General features: G+C 46.3%; 19 protein-coding genes. 7 read left to right on the top strand and 12 right to left on the bottom strand.

All coding sequences use genetic code 11. From position 1 onward, the window contains the following. Positions 1-9 precede the first annotated feature (9 nt). The 6 genes from folA to rplU all read right to left on the bottom strand — a co-directional run bounded on the left by folA (position 10) and on the right by rplU (position 3884). Complete coding sequence (folA, locus tag BLS03_RS12690) at positions 10-492, bottom strand: type 3 dihydrofolate reductase (protein ID WP_093274446.1); 483 nt, start codon at positions 490-492, stop codon at positions 10-12. Positions 493-532: 40 nt separating this feature from the next. Next, positions 533-1006 carry a threonine/serine exporter family protein gene (locus tag BLS03_RS12685; RefSeq protein ID WP_093274443.1) on the bottom strand — a complete coding sequence of 158 codons (474 nt, stop codon included), beginning with the start codon at positions 1004-1006 and terminating at the stop codon, positions 533-535. Beyond that, the gene (locus BLS03_RS12680; RefSeq protein WP_093274439.1) at positions 1006-1770 is read right to left on the bottom strand and encodes a threonine/serine exporter family protein; all 765 of its coding nucleotides are present in this window, start codon (positions 1768-1770) and stop codon (positions 1006-1008) included. The genes BLS03_RS12685 and BLS03_RS12680 overlap by 1 nt, the downstream gene beginning before the upstream one ends. A gap of 127 nt (positions 1771-1897) precedes the next feature. Beyond that, on the bottom strand, positions 1898-3070 hold the full coding sequence (cgtA, locus tag BLS03_RS12675) for an Obg family GTPase CgtA (RefSeq protein WP_093274436.1): 1173 nt from the start codon (positions 3068-3070) through the stop codon (positions 1898-1900). 222 nt (positions 3071-3292) lie between these two features. Beyond that, complete coding sequence (gene rpmA / locus BLS03_RS12670) at positions 3293-3550, bottom strand: 50S ribosomal protein L27 (protein ID WP_005383095.1); 258 nt, start codon at positions 3548-3550, stop codon at positions 3293-3295. A gap of 22 nt (positions 3551-3572) precedes the next feature. After that, a complete protein-coding gene (gene rplU / locus BLS03_RS12665) occupies positions 3573-3884 on the bottom strand; it encodes a 50S ribosomal protein L21 (protein WP_093274434.1) in 312 nt (103 codons plus the stop codon). A 265-nt stretch (positions 3885-4149) separates the two neighbouring features. On the opposite strand from rplU, the gene ispB reads away from it, so the two are divergent. Next, positions 4150-5121: an octaprenyl diphosphate synthase gene (gene ispB / locus BLS03_RS12660; protein ID WP_093274432.1), complete on the top strand. Its 972-nt coding sequence runs from the start codon at positions 4150-4152 to the stop codon at positions 5119-5121. Positions 5122-5228: 107 nt separating this feature from the next. Here the strand turns inward: ispB and mdh are convergent, their stop codons facing one another. After that, positions 5229-6161: a malate dehydrogenase gene (gene mdh / locus BLS03_RS12655; protein ID WP_093274430.1), complete on the bottom strand. Its 933-nt coding sequence runs from the start codon at positions 6159-6161 to the stop codon at positions 5229-5231. A 314-nt stretch (positions 6162-6475) separates the two neighbouring features. Between mdh and argR the strand changes: the two genes are divergently transcribed. The 5 genes from argR to BLS03_RS12630 all read left to right on the top strand — a co-directional run bounded on the left by argR (position 6476) and on the right by BLS03_RS12630 (position 12119). Next, complete coding sequence (argR, locus tag BLS03_RS12650; RefSeq protein WP_093274426.1) at positions 6476-6946, top strand: transcriptional regulator ArgR; 471 nt, start codon at positions 6476-6478, stop codon at positions 6944-6946. A 326-nt stretch (positions 6947-7272) separates the two neighbouring features. Further along, on the top strand, positions 7273-8238 hold the full coding sequence (locus BLS03_RS12645) for a TAXI family TRAP transporter solute-binding subunit (protein WP_093274424.1): 966 nt from the start codon (positions 7273-7275) through the stop codon (positions 8236-8238). 233 nt (positions 8239-8471) lie between these two features. Beyond that, a complete protein-coding gene (locus tag BLS03_RS12640) occupies positions 8472-11048 on the top strand; it encodes a TRAP transporter permease (RefSeq protein ID WP_093274421.1) in 2577 nt (858 codons plus the stop codon). Positions 11049-11118: 70 nt separating this feature from the next. After that, positions 11119-11556, top strand: a complete 438-nt coding sequence (locus BLS03_RS12635) for a universal stress protein (RefSeq protein WP_093274418.1) — start codon at positions 11119-11121, stop codon at positions 11554-11556. A 155-nt stretch (positions 11557-11711) separates the two neighbouring features. Next, the gene (locus BLS03_RS12630; RefSeq protein ID WP_093274413.1) at positions 11712-12119 is read left to right on the top strand and encodes a DUF2061 domain-containing protein; all 408 of its coding nucleotides are present in this window, start codon (positions 11712-11714) and stop codon (positions 12117-12119) included. On the opposite strand, the gene BLS03_RS12625 is transcribed toward BLS03_RS12630, so the two are convergent. Both BLS03_RS12625 and rraB read right to left on the bottom strand, forming a co-directional pair. Continuing rightward, positions 12100-12855, bottom strand: coding sequence for a glycosyl hydrolase 2 galactose-binding domain-containing protein (locus tag BLS03_RS12625; protein WP_093274408.1), 756 nt, complete (start codon positions 12853-12855; stop codon positions 12100-12102). The two genes, BLS03_RS12630 and BLS03_RS12625, sit on opposite strands and share 20 nt — an antisense overlap. Before the next feature lie 102 nt (positions 12856-12957). Further along, entirely contained in the window at positions 12958-13377 is a 420-nt protein-coding gene (rraB, locus tag BLS03_RS12620; RefSeq protein ID WP_093274400.1) for a ribonuclease E inhibitor RraB, read from the bottom strand. A gap of 550 nt (positions 13378-13927) precedes the next feature. On the opposite strand from rraB, the gene arcA reads away from it, so the two are divergent. Then, positions 13928-15148 (top strand): arginine deiminase, encoded by a 1221-nt coding sequence (arcA, locus tag BLS03_RS12615; protein ID WP_093274397.1) that lies wholly within the window; start codon positions 13928-13930, stop codon positions 15146-15148. A 92-nt stretch (positions 15149-15240) separates the two neighbouring features. On the opposite strand, the gene tldD is transcribed toward arcA, so the two are convergent. Genes tldD through BLS03_RS12600 form a run of 3 tightly spaced genes read right to left on the bottom strand, consistent with a single transcriptional unit; the run spans position 15241 to position 21413 of the window. Beyond that, positions 15241-16686: a metalloprotease TldD gene (gene tldD, locus BLS03_RS12610; RefSeq protein WP_093274394.1), complete on the bottom strand. Its 1446-nt coding sequence runs from the start codon at positions 16684-16686 to the stop codon at positions 15241-15243. 12 nt (positions 16687-16698) lie between these two features. Continuing rightward, positions 16699-17514, bottom strand: a complete 816-nt coding sequence (locus tag BLS03_RS12605; RefSeq protein ID WP_093274387.1) for a carbon-nitrogen hydrolase family protein — start codon at positions 17512-17514, stop codon at positions 16699-16701. A gap of 11 nt (positions 17515-17525) precedes the next feature. Continuing rightward, complete coding sequence (locus BLS03_RS12600; RefSeq protein ID WP_093274384.1) at positions 17526-21413, bottom strand: YhdP family protein; 3888 nt, start codon at positions 21411-21413, stop codon at positions 17526-17528. Positions 21414-21418: the final 5 nt, after the last annotated feature.

Raw genomic sequence — 21418 nt, 5'->3', positions numbered from 1 at the left:
TAGAGAGGGTTACACTCTTTCAAGCACACAAAAATCCATGTCATAGGCATTTTTATCATCAGCATTAAAATGCTCACGAGATACCTCGACAAAGTCTGTCCCCCAATCTGGAAACTGAGTATCGCCGTCAAGCTTGGCATCAATAAAAGTGAGATATAAGCGTTTAGCCATCGGTAGACAGCTTTGGTAAATAGAACCACCGCCAATGATCATGACTTCCTCAGCGTCCTTCGCCACCACCATCGCCTGTTCAACGGATGTTACCGTTGTAACACCTTCAAGGTGTAAATCAGGGTCACGACTGATCACTATGTTCAAACGTCCCGGAAGTGGACGACCAATCGAGTCGTAAGTTTTACGCCCCATAATGACAGGTTTACCCATCGTCGAGCGTTTAAACCAAGCAAAATCTGCGGGAAGATGCCAAGGCATCTGGTTATCTTTACCGATAATTCGATTGTCTGCCATCGCGGCAATCATGCTAATGATCATTATTGTTCCTACGTTGAGCTATATCGTGGTGTTACCAACCTTAAACAATCGGTCGGCGGCGATAGAATAGCAGCCCAGGAACCGCAAGACCAACCGCAAGACCAGCAATAATAAACATCGCTTTTAGAAAGTTTTCCATTAAAGTTTGAATCAGCAATGCGTTGTAACCTAAGTGGTTTATCTCGACCATGGCGATCATCGCTTTATAAGCAAACACCCCAGGAACCATAGGAATTAAAGCGGCGACAGTAAACACCTTGGGATGAGCCATAAATTTGCGCGACCAATATACTCCGACCATACCGACGATCGTGGCAGCAAAAAATGTCGCCCACTCAATCGGTACACCAAAATGCATCATTAAGTAACGAGACCCGTGACCAATCGCTCCGCCTAAAGCACAATATTTTAGTGCCGGCGCAGGGACATTAAACACCAAAGCGAAGCCGACAGCCGGAATCGAAGCGAAGAACATGTCATTAAGTAAACCTAACAGAAGATCGATCATTGCCATTATGCCCACCCCCAAACGCCAACCACACTCATTGCCGCAATAATGCCTAAACACGTTGCGAGTGTAAGTAAACTGGCCATCACAAAACGAGCGATACCCATATCCACATAGCCTTTAAGCATATCGGCTACCGAGTTAATTAGCGGAAATCCAGGTACCAACATTAATACTGAGGAAGCCATCACTAAAGAAGGTTGATTACCCAAATCATGCAACACAGATTGCGCCGCGATAACCGTTGTCACAAATGCCGTCGCGGCAAAGTTGAGCAGTGGATTAAAATGACGGTGTCCAATTTCCTGGCGCACGATCATGCCACATGCGGAGGCGCAAAACGTCATGGCAAAAACCGTCCAGTCGCCGCCAGCCAAGCGGCTAAATGCCGCACAGGACAAACCAATCATCAACACCACAATCCAACGGTTATAACGCTCTGGGCTGATGTGATTCAAGCGGCTTTGTGCCAATGTATAATCAATGATGCGTTTTTCCATCATGATGCAAATACGCTGAACTTGGGTAACAACGCGCATGTTAATGCCGCGATCAGGACAGCGTCTCGCGGTGGTAATACAGTGCTCTTGATAAACCGTAGTCACCACCAATGAGCTGGCAGTTAATGCCACTTCAACCTCATCCATACCGCTTGCGATCCCCATTCGACGCATAATATCGCCGACCAGAGTACTCTCCGCACCGTGGGCTAACAGCATTTGTCCGGCTTGAGCGATAAGCCGAGAAACAGCTCGTTGCTTTGATAACATTTCTACTTCCTAACTCCTTTTAGACAGTGACTATTTTTCGCTATTGTGACTAAGTATCAACAAAAATGAATTGATTTAGATACAAAAAGAGCCGCAATAATTAGCGGCTCTCATTAACTAATAAGAATTAATCACGGACGTAGATAACGTGGCCGTCATCTTCTTCGTCGTCCCAATCATCCCAATCGTCATCGTCTTCAGTGATAACATCTTTACCGGCCATCGCGTCTTTATGGTAATCATCCCACATAAACTCGACTTTCTCTTCTTCACTAAGCTCTTCGCTTTCACGCGGCAGTGATTCCATAAATTCAGCCAGTTTAAAGCATAGCTCTTTGGTACCAGACTTGTTGATCGCTGAGATCTTGAAGTATTGATCTTCCCAGCCAAGTGCATCAAGTACGTTTTGGATCACTTCGTCCGCTTCTTCTTCCTGCATCAGATCGACTTTGTTGAACACTAACCAGCGAGGCTTATTGGCCAATTTTTCACTGTATTGTTCCAGTTCATCCAAAATCGTTAACGCATTTTGCACTGGATCCGATTGATCAATCGGCATGATGTCGATCATGTGCAGCAGCACACGACAACGCTCAAGGTGTTTAAGGAAGCGAATACCAAGACCAGCACCATCTGCTGCGCCTTCAATCAGCCCAGGAATGTCAGCGACAACAAAGCTTTTCTCCGGAACCACACTCACTACCCCCAAGCTTGGGATCAAGGTAGTAAACGGATAATCCGCCACTTTCGGCTTCGCTGCCGACACTGCGCGAATGAAGGTCGATTTACCTGCGTTTGGTAAGCCCAGCATACCGACATCAGCCAGCAGCAGTAGCTCTAAACGCAACTCACGAACTTCACCTTTGGTGCCCAGCGTTTTTTGACGTGGTGCGCGGTTAACCGATGATTTAAAACGGGTGTTACCCAAACCATGCCAACCGCCTTTCGCGACCATCACTTTTTTGCCGTGTTCGGCAACTTCACCAACCACTTCGTTGGTGTGAATATCTACTGCGCGAGTACCGACTGGAACACGCATCACAATATCTTTACCGCGTTTACCAGTACAGTTACCACCGCGACCGTTTTCACCGCGCTCGGCTTCATAGAAGCGCTGGAATCGATAGTCGATCAACGTATTCAAGTTTTCATCGGCTTGGATATAAACATCACCGCCGTCGCCACCATCGCCGCCATCAGGGCCGCCTTTGGTAACAAATTTTTCACGCCAGAAGCTCACGATGCCGTTACCGCCATCACCGGCTTGAACTTTGATTACCGCTTCATCAACGAATTTCATTTCATACTCCGCATATTGCGTTGCGATATCACTGCGATTGCAATGATATAAATTCTAGCAGACCTAAGCGTTAGATCGATCACCTTAGATCTTGAGGTCGCTATCACAAGGAACCCATAACTCACCTTTCTCACCACTAAAAAGGTGGGTTATTGATTCATCTTGACCAATAAAAAACCCTGCCGAATTGGCAGGGCTTTTGAATTCAGCTTAAAACCTAAATTATTCAGCTTCGATGCTTACAAATTTACGGTTTTTAGGACCTTTAACTTCAAATTTCACTTTACCTTCAGTAAGAGCGAAAAGAGTGTGGTCTTTACCGATGCCAACGTTGTTGCCAGCGTGGAATTTAGTACCACGTTGACGAACGATGATGTTACCTGCAAGAACAGACTCACCACCAAAACGTTTTACACCAAGGCGTTTGCTTTCTGAATCGCGGCCGTTACGAGTAGAACCGCCAGCTTTTTTGTGTGCCATTGTTAAACTCTCCTACAAGTTCTTAAGCGTTGATGCCAGTGATTTTCACTTCAGTGAACCACTGACGGTGACCTTGCTGCTTACGAGAGTGCTTACGACGACGGAACTTAACGATTTTAACTTTATCGCCACGACCGTGTTGTACAACTTCAGCAGTTACTTTACCGCCAGCTACAAGAGGTGCGCCAACAGTGATTTCTTCACCGTTAGCAACAAGTAGAACTTTATCAAATTCAACTGTTGCACCAGTTTCAACGTCTAATTTCTCTAAACGAAGAGTTTGACCTTCGCTTACACGGTGTTGTTTACCACCAGATTGGAAAACAGCGTACATATTTTACTCCGCTTTTTCCGCACAGCCTTATGATTTTACATTTCGGGTGTGCGCTAAACTAATCATCAATAGGGCGCAGATTCTACAGAAAGGATCTGACCATGACAAGCCATATTTTAAAATAATTGGCGAAAATGCACTCGCCAAACAAAAGTGCGCCAATCATGCCCTTTAAGCATGTATTTATCAACGGTTTTTAGTGTATTATTCAACGAATAAAGTCGATAAAAATACCTTATAGGTACTAACCTCAGCCGGATATATGATGGATTTTAAAGCTATCCAATCGCTGACTGCCGATGACATGGCAAAAGTGAATGAAACAATTCATGCCCAACTGAATTCTGACGTTTCTCTAATTAATCAACTTGGTTTCTATATCATCAGTGGTGGTGGTAAACGTCTGCGCCCTCTTTTGGCCATTTTATCTGCTCGATCTTTGGGCTACCAAGGTGAAGGGCACACACTCGCAGCAGCATTCATAGAGTTTATCCATACTGCAACGTTATTGCATGACGATGTGGTCGATGAATCAGATATGAGACGCGGAAAAGCAACCGCAAACGCCGCCTTTGGCAATGCTGCCAGCGTTTTGGTCGGCGATTTTATTTACACACGCTCATTTCAGATGATGACTGAGCTAGGATCAATGAAGATCCTCAAACTCATGAGTGACTCAGTAAACGTTATCGCCGAAGGCGAAGTGCAGCAATTGATGAACTGTAACGATCCCGATACCACCGAGGAGAGTTACATGCAAGTGATTTACTCTAAAACAGCACGTCTGTTTGAAGCCGCAACCCAGATTGGTGCGCTGCTGACAAATGCACCGCAGCACGTAGAGCTAGCACTACAAAATTATGGTCGCTATCTTGGCACGGCATTCCAGCTCATCGATGATGTCATGGACTACACTTCTGATGGCGAAGAGATGGGTAAGAACGTCGGTGATGACCTAGCGGAAGGCAAACCTACCCTGCCCCTGCTGCACGCAATGCAACACGGTAATCCAGAACAAAGAGCCATGATTCGAGAAGCGATTGAGCTCTCAAACGGAATGGAGAAACTGGATGATATTCTTGCCGCGATGGAACAAGTAGGCTCGCTCGAGTACACCACCAACAAAGCGCTTGAAGAAGCCGATAAAGCAATTGCAGAGCTCGCGGTAATTCCTGAATCTGAATACAAACAAGCACTGATCACTTTGGCTCACTTAGCGGTGAATCGCAGCAAGTAATCTCGCGGCACACGCTAATATGTCTCTTGCTTAATACTTAATAAAATGATCTTTGCCGATCAAAAAAGCCGACTGATGTCGGCTTTTTTGATCGCGTCTATCGAAGTTTAAACAAAGTCGATACCGATTTGAATATCACCTTTTAGCGTATCTAGCATACTTTCAAGTGATGCTTGTTCGTAGGCACTCAATTCGCCGTAACTCAAGATCGCTTCTGCACCATCTTTACCCAACTTCACTGGTTGCGCGAAGAATGGCGCATGCTCACCGTCACCTTCAACGTAAGCACATTCAATCACGTTTTCTTCACCTTGTAGCGCTTTTACCAATGCTAAGCCAAAGCGGCAAGCCGCTTGACCCATAGAAAGTGTCGCAGAGCCACCACCCGCTTTCGCTTCCACCACTTCAGTACCTGCGTTTTGAATGCGTTTAGTCAAAGCTTCAACTTCTTCTGCTGTAAATTCAACTCCTTCTACTTGAGAAAGTAGCGGCAGAATGGTCACACCTGAGTGGCCACCAATCACAGGTACTTTGATATCGCTAGGATCTTTGTCTTTCAGCTCAGCGACAAACGTTTCTGAACGGATAACATCAAGCGTAGTAACACCAAATAGACGGCGCTTATCGTAAACACCCGCTTTTTTAAGAACTTCAGCTGCGATTGGCACTGTCGTATTCACTGGGTTAGTGATGATACCGACACAAGCTGTTGGGCAAACAACGGCGATCTTTTCAGCTAGAGATTTAACAATTCCAGCGTTTACATTAAACAGATCCGCACGATCCATACCAGGCTTACGCGCAACTCCAGCAGAGATAAGAACAACATCCGCACCTTCTAAAGCTGGGGTCGGATCTTCACCTGCGTAACCTTTGATCGACACAGGTGTTGGGATATGGCTTAGGTCGGCAGCAACACCCGGTGTGACTGGGGCAATGTCATACAGGGCAAGATCAGTTCCGGCAGGAAGACGATTTTTAAGTAAAAGAGCGAGGGCTTGACCGATGCCGCCAGCGGCACCAATAACAGCGACTTTCATTGTAGTTCTCCTTGAGATGACTCTCTTATATGTTTTAGTAGGGCGTCTAATATCAGCACGATTAAAATTATAGTAATCACATACTGATTACAAACAATTAACGCTATGTTTGCGACTTTGCGCAACCCAGATATAGCGTGGCACAACCATGACATAAGATCATCATGCTTTAGCTTTACTGACAAAGAGTTAACTCGGTATTTCTGCAAAGGTTTACAGTGATGTCTTAGACAGATTTCGCGTTAGCATTTGGTGTTAATGCATAGCTATGCGAAAATATTCACTTACTTTTATGGAATTCGACTGGAACAACCATGCGTAATTCAGACAAACAAGATAACCTCGTTCGCGCATTTAAATCTCTATTAAAGGAAGAACGATTTGGTTCTCAAGGCGATATTGTTGATGCCTTAAAAGCTGAAGGCTTTGATAATATTAACCAATCTAAAGTATCTCGAATGCTTACTAAGTTCGGTGCGGTGCGTACGCGTAACGCTAAAATGGAAATGGTGTACTGCCTCCCTGCAGAACTTGGAGTCCCAACCGTCTCGAGCTCGCTGCGTGAGTTGGTGTTAGACATCGACCATAACAATGCGTTGGTAGTGATTCACACCGGCCCTGGCGCAGCACAACTCATTGCTCGCTTGTTAGATTCATTGGGCAAATCGGAAGGCATTTTGGGCGTTGTTGCTGGCGATGACACCATTTTTATTACGCCAACACGCAATAATAGTTCAGAACAACTGTTTGACTCTGTGTGTGAACTCTTTGAATACACTGGTTAATTAGCAAAATCTCGCCATTTCCATCTAAATCACACGCCCAACGTGTGATTTAGATCACATCTCAGATAAAATCCTGTTTCATAACACTAAGTGAACTAAACGATTGATCAAAAAGCATTTTATAACAAACTAAACGCTTAGTTGATTGCTAATCAATTAGTCATTATCGCTGGTTTTCTCAACATTCCCGTCATTATCTATGGTTTTTTGGTATGATTCTGCAACTTTTTCAACAGATGGATTGAAAAAGATGCCGTTTCCGAAATAGGAAACGCCCTAGCATCTACACTTGCTAAGGGTCAATAATGAATAAGGAAGGAAAATTCATGGCATTTAAAAAACTTGTGAAAGTTGCCGCGCTTGCAGCAACTGTAATAGGTGCCGGCGCTGCCAATGCACAAGAGTTCATTACGATTGGTACAGGTTCTGTCACTGGGGTTTATTACCCAACTGGTGGCGCAATTTGTAAGCTGGTCAACAAAGGCCGTAAAGACCACAATATTCGTTGTTCAGTAGAATCGACTGGCGGTTCAATCTACAACGTCAACACCATTCGTGCGGGTGAGCTTGACTTTGGTATCGTTCAATCTGATTGGCAGTATCATGGTTACAACGGCACCAGTAAGTTTGAAGAGCAAGGACCATTTAAAAAGCTTCGCGCTGTGTTCTCTTTGCACACCGAACCTTTCAACATTATCGCGCGTACCGACGCTGGTATTGATAACGTGAAAGACCTTGCGGGTAAACGCGTTAACATTGGTAACCCAGGTTCGGGTGACCGTGCGACCATGGGTGTCGTCATGGACGCGATGGGTTGGACGACTGACAGCTTCAAACTTACTTCAGAACTGAAAGGTTCAGAACGTTCTCAAGCACTGTGTGATAACAAAATCGACGCGTTCGTTTACGTTGTCGGCCATCCAAATGGTTCAATCAAAGAAGCAACCACATCATGTGATGCAAAACTGATTCCTGTGACTGGCCCTGAAATCGACAAGATCGTGGCGGATAACCCTTACTACGCATACTCAACTGTTCCTGCTGGCATGTACCGTGGTACCGATAAAGATGTGAAAAGTTTCGGTGTTGCAGCTACGCTAGTGACCACTTCTGATGTTTCTGACGAAGCGGTATACAACGTTGTTAAGGCGGTATTTGAAAACTTCGATACCTTTAAACGCCTGCACCCTGCTTTTGCCAACTTAACCAAAGAAGACATGGTTAAAGCAGGCATCTCAATTCCACTTCACCCAGGTGCAGTGAAATACTACAAAGAAGCAGGCTTGATGTAAGCACTCGCGAAGATGCAAGGGGAAGGGCTGCCACCTTCTCCTTGCTCAGTAATAAAACTGACTTTTCCACTTGAAGTTAGTCGTTCCTTTTTCTAACCCCACTCTTCTCAACCTCAATTGACGAAAAACAACCGTTCAGCATTGTTGTCGTCTTTAACTAGACTTGAAACAAAGCCAGAACAAAGATGCTCGCTGTTAAGCGATAATCAGTATTTATAATAAGGATAACGTACATGACGCAGACAAATCATTCGTCTCAAGATGTGCAAGAGATGGTTGCTCAGGCCGATACCGGTGCACGTAATCCGTCAGGTTTACCTGGACGCATTCTCTGGTTAGTGCCGTTATGCTGGTCTTTATTCCAGCTTTGGTATGCCTCTCCACTGCCTTTTGTTTTTGACATCGGCATTCTTAATGACACCGAAGCCCGATCGATTCACTTAATGTTCGCTATCTTTTTAGCGTTTACTGCCTACCCAGCAATGAAGAATTCACCGCGTGATCGAATTCCGTTTATCGACTGGATTCTGGCGCTCGCTGGCAGTTTTTCTGCAGCTTATATTTATCTTTTTTATACCGAGCTTGCCGGCCGCTCAGGCGCACCAACTCAAGTCGATATTATTGTCGCCGTTATTGGTATGGTGCTACTGCTTGAAGCGACACGCCGAGCACTCGGTCCGCCGCTGATGTGTGTGGCTGCCGTCTTTTTACTCTACACCTTTGCTGGTCCCTACATGCCTGACGTCATTGCACACAAAGGCGCAAGCTTAAATAAAGCGATGTCACATCTATGGTTGACTACCGAAGGGGTATTTGGTGTTGCTCTTGGGGTTTCGACCTCATTTGTGTTCTTGTTCGTGCTGTTTGGCGCCATGCTTGAACGCGCAGGCGCGGGCGCTTATTTCATCAAAGTCGCTTTCTCACTGCTTGGACATATGCGTGGCGGACCTGCAAAAGCCGCTGTTGTCGCCTCTGGTTTATCTGGTTTAGTGTCTGGTTCGTCGATCGCCAACGTGGTGACAACTGGTACCTTTACGATTCCGTTGATGAAACGAGTCGGTTTTCCTGGCACTAAAGCAGGCGCAGTTGAAGTTGCTGCGTCCACCAATGGTCAGCTTACGCCGCCGATTATGGGCGCCGCCGCATTTTTGATGGTCGAGTATGTCGGAATTTCGTATGTTGAAGTCATCAAAGCCGCGATTCTTCCTGCACTGATCTCTTATATAGCGCTGCTATACATTGTGCACTTGGAAGCGTGTAAAGCGGGCATGCAAGGGCTACCACGTCGCCATACGCCAACTTGGCTACAAAGCATTTTCTCGTTCAGCAGTACCATTGTTGCGCTGGGCATATTAAGTGCATTGGTATATTACGGTGTCGGCTGGACTAAAGATGTATTCGGCAGCGCTGCCACGACCATTGTCGGTGTTGCACTGTTACTGGTTTATGTTGCGCTACTTAAAGTGTCGGCTAAATATGCCGATCAAGCACCTGAAATTGATGAACAATTAACTGAAGTGCCCGATCCAGGTCCAACGGTAAAATCTGGCCTGCATTTCCTACTGCCAATCGTCGTTTTAGTATGGTGTTTGACCGTAGAGCGCTTCTCTCCGGGTCTTTCTGCGTTCTGGGCGACGGTGTTTATGATCTTCATTTTGATCACTCAACGTCCGTTAATGGCGCTGATCAACAAGCAAAATGATGTCACCCAGCAAGCCAAAGCCGGTTTTGTTGACTTGGCAGAAAGCTTGGTATCAGGCGCGCGCAACATGATCGGTATTGGTGTGGCGACTGCAGCTGCGGGTACTGTGGTTGGTGTTGTCACCCTAACGGGTATTGGCCTGGTGATGACCGACTTTGTTGAGTTCATCTCTGGCGGCAGTATCTTCCTAATGCTGCTATTTACCGCCGTCATCAGTCTGATTTTAGGAATGGGCTTGCCGACCACTGCGAACTATATCGTCGTTTCGACCTTGATGGCGCCAGTAGTTGTGACGCTCGGCGCTCAACACGGTTTGATCATTCCATTGATTGCCGTGCACCTGTTCGTGTTCTATTTCGGTATTCTGGCCGATGATACACCGCCGGTCGGCCTCGCGGCATTTGCCGCTGCCGCGATTGCCAAATCCGACCCGATTCGCACTGGTATCCAAGGCTTTACCTACGATATTCGAACAGCCATTCTACCATTTATGTTCGTTTTCAATACTCAGCTGCTGCTGATCGGTATTGATACGTGGTGGCATTTGGCACTGACGATATTCTCAGCGATTGTCGCGATGTTGATTTTCTCTGCCGCGACACAAGGTTGGTGGTTCACCAAAAACAAATGGTGGGAAACCGTATTACTGTTGGTATTGACTTTCACTTTCTTCCGCCCTGGTTTCTGGTGGGACATGGTCTATCCACCGAAAGTTGTATCTCCCGGAATTGAGATAGCGCAAATAACCCAGCAATTAAATGTGGGAGAATCGCTAGAACTTCTGGTTTCAGGTGAAACGCTCGACGGCGATCATGTGGAAAAAGTGGTTCGTCTTCCGTTTGATGAAAATGCTCAAACCGCTGACGATCGCATCGCTTCAACCGGCTTAATGTTGCGCCAAGAAGATCAACGAATGATCGTCGATATGGTGGAATTTGGTAGCCCGGCAGAAGCCGCTGGTATCGACTTTGACTGGGAAATCGAATCTGTGATCGAAGAGTTACCAAGACCGATGAAAGAATGGGTCTTTGTTCCCGCTTCACTGATACTGTTGTTACTTGCTTGGAATCAACGCCGACGTATTCGCCGTGAAAAACTGAGCGCATAAACAAACGGTTACGCCTCTTCACCATAAGAGGCGTGACTTTGCATCTTAGTGAAAGACAAGAGAATCACGTATGTATAAACAAATTTTGGTTCCAGTAGATCTGAATGAAAAAGGGTTTGCCGACAAAGCTGTTGAGCTCGCCGTTTGGCATGCAAAACACTCCAACGCAGAAGTCCACCTTCTGAACGTGTTGCCAGGGATTCACATGTCGATGGTCGCTACTTATTTCCCCAAAGATGCGGCGAATAAGATGAAAACCGATGTCAAAACGCAACTTAAGCAGTTTGCGGTCAAACATATCGATGAAGATGTGGTGTATCACGTTCATGTTGCGGAAGGAAAACCGTACACAACGATTCTGGATTACGCCGAACGCCTTGGCGCAGATTTGATCATTATGCCGAGCCATAAACGCTCACGCGTGGATAATATGATGCTCGGCTCTGTCGCCACTAAAGTGGTACAAAACTCGCCAATTAACGTACTGGTCGTGAAGCCTCAGCTTTAAAGTTACTTCGAGATTCAATAGAAAAAAAGCGCCTATTTAGGCGCTTTTAATCGTTATTACCTATCAAAATAATCGAGCAATCCATCTTTTACAAATGAGAATTATTTACAATAATAACCCCATCAACACGAGGTCATTGAACGTAGGTAACCATTATGAAAAAGACGCTTAATTTTGCTGCAATTCACTTTACTATTGCTTTTACCGTCGCCTATGTACTGACTGGCGATATTCTACTCGGCAGCTTGATTGCAATGTTAGAACCAAGTGTCAACACCATCGCATTCTATTTCCACGAAAAAGTATGGAGCAATGTTGCCGCACTTCGCCAATTTGGCCGCTCAGCACGAATCAAAACCGCAAGCTTTGCCAGCGTGCACTTCTCGGTCGCGTTTGGCGTAGCCTACATGCTGACTGGCGATCTATTCGTTGGCGGAATCATGGCAACGATTGAACCATGTTTTAACACCGTTGCTTACTACTTCCACGAGAAAGTTTGGCAACGCAAACATCAAGCGCAATGGCTATGCGCTCATGGTAACGTCACTTCGATTGCTGGGTAACACATTGCTTGGCATTTAAATAGACGTGAGTTTCTCGCTGCTGGCCATCAAGACTAACCAACAAGGAATAAGGTATATCTGGATTTGGCGCTTCTATCTGAAATAGCGCCATCGCATGATCGCTGCGCACATCAATGGGCAGATGATAGGTCATCGCATTGAATTTCACCGCCGCCGAGACGAGCCCTGGCTTAAAAGTGGTGTAGTGTAAATGAACCAAAAACTCACAGCCGCCACCATGGTGCCAAACTTGCTCGGTTGTAACCTTCTCAAGCCTAACGTGCTCAATAAACTCAAGATAAGGAACCTGCCAAACGCCGACGCGGGTTTCTTCGCTGTCTAACGCTTTTTGTGGTGCTTCATCAAGCCAATCTTGATCCTCAGGATCAAGAAACAGGATCTCAAACCGGTTGCGGCCAAGATGCAGGTAATCTTTGATTTGTTTGCGGTACTCACTCGTAAAGCCATCACAATCAAACACCGCAACGCCGTTAACCCGAACTTCAGCAAAATGAGTCACGCCCGACATCACCAAGTCGATGGCGGCGCTTGCTAGCATTGCTTCATCAAGGTCAATATCATGCATTAAATGCCACTCTTGAGTAGCAATCTCGGATTCAGATAACGATGTGGGTAGCACCTGGCTTAGTGGTGCTGGAAAGGTAATGTCATCTTGAGGTATAGAAAGGTCGGTCAAAGGCGATACTTGCCACAGACCTGCCAAAGGAAAAATCATAACGTTGAGCTTTTTTAGTTTTATAATCTAAATCGTAGTCAAACATAAAAGCGCTGCAACAGCTATAAAAATACCAGCACGAGGCTGGCATTTTTATAAAATTTATTGGTCTTCGTCGTCTTCATCATCATCTGGATAAAGCGCATCTTCACCTTCATAGTAAGTGCCCCAACCATCGTAGATGATGTCGTACTTTTCAGCCAAATTGACCAATTTTTCAACCTGAGCGTCAATCAGTTCTGCATTCAGTGCGCAGCTCATGGTTGCGTCGCAACACAGCAGCTTGTTGCCGTCTTCGTCTTCGGTCTCTTCCGCTTCTAAAACCTCAAAGCCCATTTTGAAGGCTTCCACTACGACCTTCTCAAGTTTGTCAAAATCTTCAGAGAACAGGTGGTGTTCGATCTCGTAGAGCGCATCAGGATCACTGCCATCTTCGAGTAGAGATTGAATGATATCGCGAGTATCTTCTTTTTGAATTTCAATCAGATCTTCCACTGATAGATATTCATCTTCTTGAGACATAATATGGCTCCGGTCATAGCTAATTTACTGCGACGAAATATGGCACGGATTAGTGATAAAAGCCACCCGAAGCCGAATGACAAGGTGAAATTTATTACGCTAGAGTGCTGATATTAGGTTGTCGCCTCGAAAAAGACGCGCAGTTTAACATTTTCTTTTCAAAACTCGATTCAGAATTATCTATTTCGGCCTAGTTTAATGATTTTGCCTATACATGCGTTTTTCTGTTGCGCTCATGCACTACAGCTCTAAATATGCCATTGCATTAATATTCATGATTTATGCAGGATATCGCTAATAACCCGCATTTATATTCTAAAACTTCGGATTGTTGATATCACAGCCATTAATACACAGCGAATATTGAAGCAAACTAACAAAAAATTACCGATCAGATTAATCATCCAAATAATCAGTAATTAAATTGACCTTAAAAGACAAAAATAATACCTATCCACAAATTTAAAATATATTAATCTAACGCATAAGGTTGCATCTTGATAACAAGCTTGTCATAAATAGCGTCAGGATAAAGTTGTAAGGATACAAAATGAGTAAGCTGTACGTAGGATCTGAAGTTGGCCAATTGCGACGAGTGTTATTAAATCGACCAGAAAGAGCCTTAACTCACCTCACCCCTTCAAATTGCCATGAATTACTTTTCGATGATGTGTTAGCGGTTGAAGCCGCCGGCCAAGAGCACGACGCGTTTGCCAATACACTCAGACAACAAGATGTCGAAGTTCTGCTATTACATGACTTGCTAGTCGAAACATTGGCGATAAACGAAGCCCGTCACTGGCTACTCGAAACGCAAATTTCTGACTATCGCTATGGGCCAACTTTTGCCAAAGATCTGCGTTCATACTTGTCTGAAATGGATAACGAACATTTGGCAACTATCCTACTCGGTGGTTTAGCCTATTCAGAGTTGCCAATTCACTCTTCGTCAATACTACCGAGTTTGCATCGCCCACTTGATTTTGTGATTGAACCGCTACCAAATCACCTATTCACTCGAGATACCTCTTGTTGGGTGTATGGCGGTGTATCGCTCAACCCAATGATGAAACCCGCGCGCCAGCGTGAAACCAATCATCTGCGTGCCATCTATCGCTGGCACCCAACCTTTGCTGGTCAGGAATTTATCAAATACTTTGGCAATGAAGATCTTCACTACGACAATGCCAATATCGAAGGTGGTGACGTACTGGTGATTGGTAATGGTTCCGTGCTGATCGGTATGTCAGAGCGCACCACAGCGCAAGGGATTGAAAACCTAGCGGCCAACCTATTTAAGCACCAACAAGCCAAACAAGTGATCGCAGTACAGTTGCCAAAAAGCCGCGCATGCATGCATTTAGACACGGTTATGACCCACATGGACGTTGATACGTTTTCGGTTTATCCAGAAGTGATGCGCAATGATTTGGCCACTTGGTCGCTGACTCCAAACGGCAACGGCGCTATGCAAGTGAAATCGGTACCAAGCTACATCAAAGCCATCGAACAAGCGCTCAATGTTGATCAGCTCAAAATCATTACCACCGGCGGTAATAACTATGAGGCAGAACGTGAGCAATGGAATGACGCCAACAACGTTCTGACCGTTAAGCCGGGCGTGGTGATTGGTTACGAGCGCAACGTCTATACCAACGAAAAATACGACAAAGCGGGCATTCAAGTGTTGACCATTCCAGGCAACGAACTTGGCCGCGGTCGCGGCGGTGCACGCTGTATGAGTTGCCCAATTGAACGCGACGATATCTAACATTACAAAGCGACTTATTAGGTTCAAACACCCATAAAAAAAGCTGCGTCAATACGCAGCTTTTTTGTCTGATAAGATTCGCTTATTGCCAGTTATTCTGTGCCACCAACGGTGATAGAATCAAGCTTGAGCGTCGGCTGGCCAACACCCACAGGCAAACTTTGCCCGGCTTTACCGCACACACCAACACCACGGTCAAGGCTCAAATCATTACCAACCATCGACACTTGCTGCATCGCTTCGATACCCGAGCCAATCAGCGTCGCACCTTTCACTGGGCGAGTAATTTTACCGTCTTCAATTAGATACGCTTCCGAGGCAGAGAACACAAACTTGCCGGATGTAATGTCCACTTGGCCGCCGCCAAAGTTTGGCGCGTAAAGACCACGTTTAACCGTCGAGATAATTTCTTCTGGCGCATGCTCACCTGGCAACATGTAGGTGTTGGTCATACGTGGCATCGGCAAATGCGCGTAGGATTCACGACGGCCATTTCCGGTCGGCGCCACCCCCATTAAACGGGCGTTGAGCTTATCTTGCATGTAGCCTTTCAGTACGCCATTTTCAATCAAAGTATTGTACTGACCCGCGACACCTTCATCATCGATATTGAGTGAACCGCGCAGATCTTTAAGCGTACCATCATCGACAATTGTGCAATGCTTGGAAGTCACTTGCTGACCCACTTTACCGCTAAATACCGAAGAGTCTTTACGGTTGAAGTCACCTTCTAAACCGTGACCGACCGCTTCGTGCAGCAACACACCCGGCCAACCAGAACCCAATACCACTGGCATGGTTCCCGCTGGCGCCGCATCGGCTTCTAGATTCACTAGCGCCATACGAATCGCTTCATCGGCAAAATGATAAGCCTGAGCCTGACCTTGCAAATCAGACAAGAAAAAGTCGTAACCAAAACGGCCGCCACCACCAGCACTGCCGCGTTCACGGCGATCGCCTTTTTGCGCTAACACACTGATAGACAAACGTACCAAAGGACGAACATCCCCAGCGTATGTGCCGTCAGTCGCAGCCACTAAAATCTGTTCATGCACACCACTCAAGCTCACTGACACTTCTTTAATCAGTGGCTCTTTGGTACGAATGTAAGCATCGAGTTCTTTTAGCAACGCGGTCTTTTGTTCTTTTTCCCAGCTTTCAAGGGGGTTTACCGCACCATAATAGGCTTGGTTATCACTGCGTTTAAAAGCTTGAACTTGGCCGTTTTGCCCTTGCTGAGCAATACCGCGCGCAGCAATCGCACTCTGCTTTAGGCCATCAAGCTGAATTTGGTCAGAGTATGCAAAGCCCGTTTTTTCGCCGGTCACCGCTCGAACGCCCACACCACAATCGATATTAAATGAACCGTCTTTAATGATGCTGTCTTCCAAGACTAACGACTCATGCCAGCTAGATTGGAAGTAAATATCCGCGTAATCGATCTGACGGGTCGCAATGCTCGATAAAGTGTCAGCGACATCTTGCTCGGTTAGCCCGCCTGGAGCCAATAAAGCGTCTTCAACGTGGTTAATGGTCATACTTCACTCTTACTATTTTAATTGAGTTTCAAAACGGACATGTTGCCCGGTGGGCATTGCCGTTCTCACTTCCTGCACTTGTTCGATACACAACTCAGCGGTGAGTACACTTGGCTGATTGTCTAAACTGGCGACGATCTCTCCCCAAGGACTGATTACCATCGAATGCCCCCAAGTTTCTCGACCACACGGGTGTGTCGCACACTGATTCACCGCCACTACCCAAGCTTGGTTTTCTATCGCTCTCGCTCTTAACAGCACTTCCCAATGCGCTTTACCGGTTACCGCGGTAAACGCAGCGGGAACCACAAATACATTTGCGCCTTGGCGAGCCAACTCCGCATAAAGATGAGGAAAGCGTACATCATAACAGATCGTTAAGCCTAAGTTAGCAAATGGTGTCTTCGCGAGGACGATTTGTTGGCCGGGAGTAAAAATTTCTGATTCGCGATAGCGTTTATGGCCATCGGCAACATCGACGTCAAACATATGCAGTTTGTCGTAGTGAGCGATTTGCTGGCCGTGTGGATCAAATAAAATCGAAGTGGTCGTTACACCTTGGTCGGTTTGAATCGGCATACTACCGATAAGTAACCACACCCCAAACTGCTGAGCAATATCGCTCAACTCGGCTTGTAACGGACCGCCGCCAAGTACCTCGGCATGGGCGTGATAATCTTGCTTTTTGCCAAATACCAAGGCATTTTCTGGCGTCACGACCCAAGCCACTTGCTGCTTGGCAAGTGATTCAACTTGCTCGCGAATCACCGCCAAATTTTGCCAAGGGTCTGGGCCTGACGTCATTTGAATGATGCCAACTCGATCCATGAGTTTCTCCTTTATTGAGTGGCTTCTGCCTCTTTGCGCAGCTTCTCAGGCAGCTTAAACTCTCCGCGACTACGCGACAACTCTTTTACCGTTGGCGAATCGAGAGGGCCTTTGACTTCGTAATTCACTTGAGTAAAGACTTCCACCACCGGTGAAATCACTGTGGTGATCGCCAGTACGTAAAGCGCTGTGGTTGGCGTAACCGCAAACGCGGTTAGCACCGGAATCCCTGAGGTAATATCCGGAACGAAATTCACTTCGGCATCGACGGTTCGCTTATTCAAATCAGCCAAACCCTTAATGGTCATTTCACCAGCCACCGCATCCATTTCAATGTTGTTGGTGACAAAAATACCATCACGAATTTCACCGCTACCAGTAATGGAGTTAAACGCCATCCCTTTATCAAACACATCCGAGAAATCGAGCTGCATTTTACGAATGATCGAATCCAAGCTGAACAAACCAAGCAATTTAGCCGCGCCGCTCACATCGGAAATCACCCCTTTACCCAGCTTAGTTTTCACTTTGCCGGCCAAAGTGTTCACACGCATCGCCCAAGGCGAACCTTGATAGTTCACTGACGTATTAAGTTCAAATGGCGCCTTTTGAATACCGGAAGCAATACCAAAGCGTTCCATCAAATCACTATTGTTATCGCCTTTGGCCGACAAGTTAAACTGCGATTGGTTAAGCGTGTCTGACAACTGCCATGAACCATCAATATTAATTTGGTTACTGCCACTGGAAAACGCCATTTTTTTCAGCTCAATTTTGTCGGCTTGGCGCACCACTTTGACATCCGCATTACCTACTTTATAACCTTGCAGCCAAAAGTCTTTCGCCTTAAGGGTAATATTGGTCAAGCTGTGATAAATATCTTTCTCTAACTGAGTCGCAAGTGGCTGTTTGATATGCTCGGCTTCAAGAGGGTGAGTATCGCTATCTTCAAGCTGCGGAATATAAAGATGTAACTTGCTGAGGTTGACCACAGTGTCGTTGTTCGCCGCACTGTACTGAATTTGGCCTTTGATCTCTTGGCTATCAAGATCCAGTGACCAGTTATCCGATTTCTTACGCGCGGTGGCATTCACGTCATTCCAATCAATACCCATAAAGCTCAATTCTTTGACGTCCATATCTACACGTTCAGGTAAAGGAACCTCAATGCTTGGCGCACTTTTCGCCTTGGCCGTAGAAGCTGAACTTTGTGTCGTGGTCGGTAAAGAATTATACCAATCGAGCCAAGAGTCGATATTGAACTGCTTTAACCGCACTTGCGCGTGATGTCCCACCACAGGGCTGATTTTAAAACTGCCCTTACCCAGTACCAAGTTGGTTGCTTTCAATACTGGCACGCTACCGCCAATATCGATATCGGCTTGATATTTAGCGTTTGGTAACTCAAGACGTGCAGCCACACGCTCTTGGTTACCAGAGGCCTGAAGCACCGCTTTACCCTTGCTGTTAAGCGCTTTATTAAGCGGATAAGGATAACGGCTCGCCACTTGGCGTAAGTCTGCACTGCTGTCAATTTGATACGTAAACCCAACATCGTTGAGCTGAATTTTCACGCCAGCACGCCAAGGCGCATGACCAGACAGCGGCGTAGTCCACTGCTTGCCAATATATGGCGCGAGCGGCTTAACGTCCCAATCACCAAGTAAATCAATACCGACGGTATAGCCTTGTTTAGCGCTCTCGCCTTTAAAATCGACCGAAATCGGTTGATCCAATAATTGCGCGGATAGACCCGCAGCCGTGACGACATCGTTATCAAATTCAATCTTGCCCGAAACCGACTCCAAGGACATTGGCGGCGCGTCGATATCAACATGGTTATCTTTTAATTCCGCATACCCCCAGGCTCGTGGCTCATCACCATTGAGTGGAATATCTAACTGGAATGAAGATTGAACATCGCCTTCGACTTGAACGGCGGTCAATGCAGCGCCAACCGAATCAACCAGTGGCGTTGCCGTCATGTAGTCGCGAACCGCTTTACCACTGGCTGTCGTGGTGGCTTCCAATTTAAGATGGCCATCTTCAGCCAATTCGGGAATTTGACCTTTAATGCGCGAAGCATGAACATCTTTGAGCGTCGCTTGCTGGGAATCGAGGTACATCGAATCGTTTTGGAACAGCAAATTCATCTGCAAATCGGTGATCGGCGGCCAAGCGGTATCAAAACTAAATTGACCATGTTCAAGGCCGACCCAAGCCTGAAAAACGCCTTCGTTATGCTTATACGGAAAATCGCCTAACTCGCCATACCATAACAGTTTTGCGGTATCGACTTTGCCGCCTTGAATGGCACTCGACAGGTAATCCGTTAAGCTGCGACCTAGCGCCAATGACGGCAAGTAACGCCATGTTTCTCCGGCGTTATACAGATCGGCTTCGGCGTAAAAAGACAAAAATGGGCTTTTGTCTTGCGGAAAATCAAGACGAAATGCGCCAAGTACCTGTAAATCTGGCGTCGCGGCAGTGATTTTATCCGCCCATAGCGACCAACCATCGCTTTGGCGCTGCCAAACTAAGTCGACTTGCCCTTGCTTGATATTCAGCGGCGCCTGAAAAACGTCGCCGTATGGCAAAGTGTCATCGATAAGCGACAGTTGCACCCCCGCCTTTTGCATATTGCCCGCGACATGAGCACTTAGGTGATGCAGTTCCGGTAGCAGTTGCCATTGCGCCATTGAGCCATTTTCAAGCTGCGCAGAATAACGCAAGCTATCGAGTGATTTGCCCATCGATACGCGCAAATCTTCTACTTGGCCGCCTAGTTTAAATTGTTCCAATAAATCAGATGTTTTTTTCGAATCAGGGGCCAGTTTTACCAGTGGCGTAATCGCGGCTAAATCAAGCTGAGAAACATTGAGCGCCCATTTATCTGGTTGGTAATCCAAAGCCAAATCCAGATCTGGCCATGGCGTATCATCGGTTCGCAGCTTAAGTGAGTGACCACTTACTCGCCAACCATTTTGATAAGGAGATAATTGGAAAACGCCCGATTCAACATTCAGCTCGTGTTGTTGCCCTTCCTGCCATACCAACTGCGAAGGCTTGAGGTCGACATAAGCGTTAACAGGCTGTGAATGATCTAAGGTCACCCAACTGCTCAGTCCGATTTCACCGGTTTTAATGCCCGTTTGATCTTTCAAGTAACGCGTCAACCATGGCGTAACACTGATGTTGTCGGCTGAGGCATAAAACTCACCGGACACATCCATCAAAGAACCATGATCGGTAAAATCTGCGCTGACACTGAGTGAATTGAGGTTGCTGTCGGCAATACTGACGATGCCTTCGGCAAGATGTCGCCGCCCGAGGTTGCGCCATTTCAGTTTATCGATTTTAAGTCGACGCACGTCTTCATCGACGCCTTTGTAAATCACATTGGCATCGATAAGTGAAAAGCTATCGAGTTGGCGTAAAAACAGATTATCGAGAATGTCGATGCCTGTTCGCGCTGGATTTTGCTCATCATTAGGCTCTTTTTGCTTAAGAGAGAAAAAATCCACTGAACTGACATCGATACCGAGCTTATGAATATTGAGCTCAGCAATAACAGGTTGCATCTGCAGTACAGAATCAATGAGGTCAAACTCAACGTCTACGCTGGCGGCGGCAAATTTGATGTCACTGCCTTTAGGCAGTTTGGCACGAATGCCCTGCAGAGAAACTGACGGATGGGTATTGCGCCAAAAACCACTAATGTTTTCAATCTGCATATCCATTCCGGTCACTTTCGTCACTAGAGTCTGAATTTCAGATTGAAAATGGTTTAATTTCGGTAACGCAATACGCAGCGTGGTTACCGCAATGGCCAAGGTGACCAGCACGATCACCAATAGCCATAACAAAAAGCGCGAGGCGCGCGTAGCAGTTGAGCTCACAAACA

The organism is Vibrio xiamenensis, from assembly GCF_900100015.1.
Taxonomy (GTDB): domain Bacteria; phylum Pseudomonadota; class Gammaproteobacteria; order Enterobacterales; family Vibrionaceae; genus Vibrio; species Vibrio xiamenensis.
Note: the sequence above shows the minus strand (reverse complement) of the source record. Positions and strands in the feature narration are given on the sequence as shown.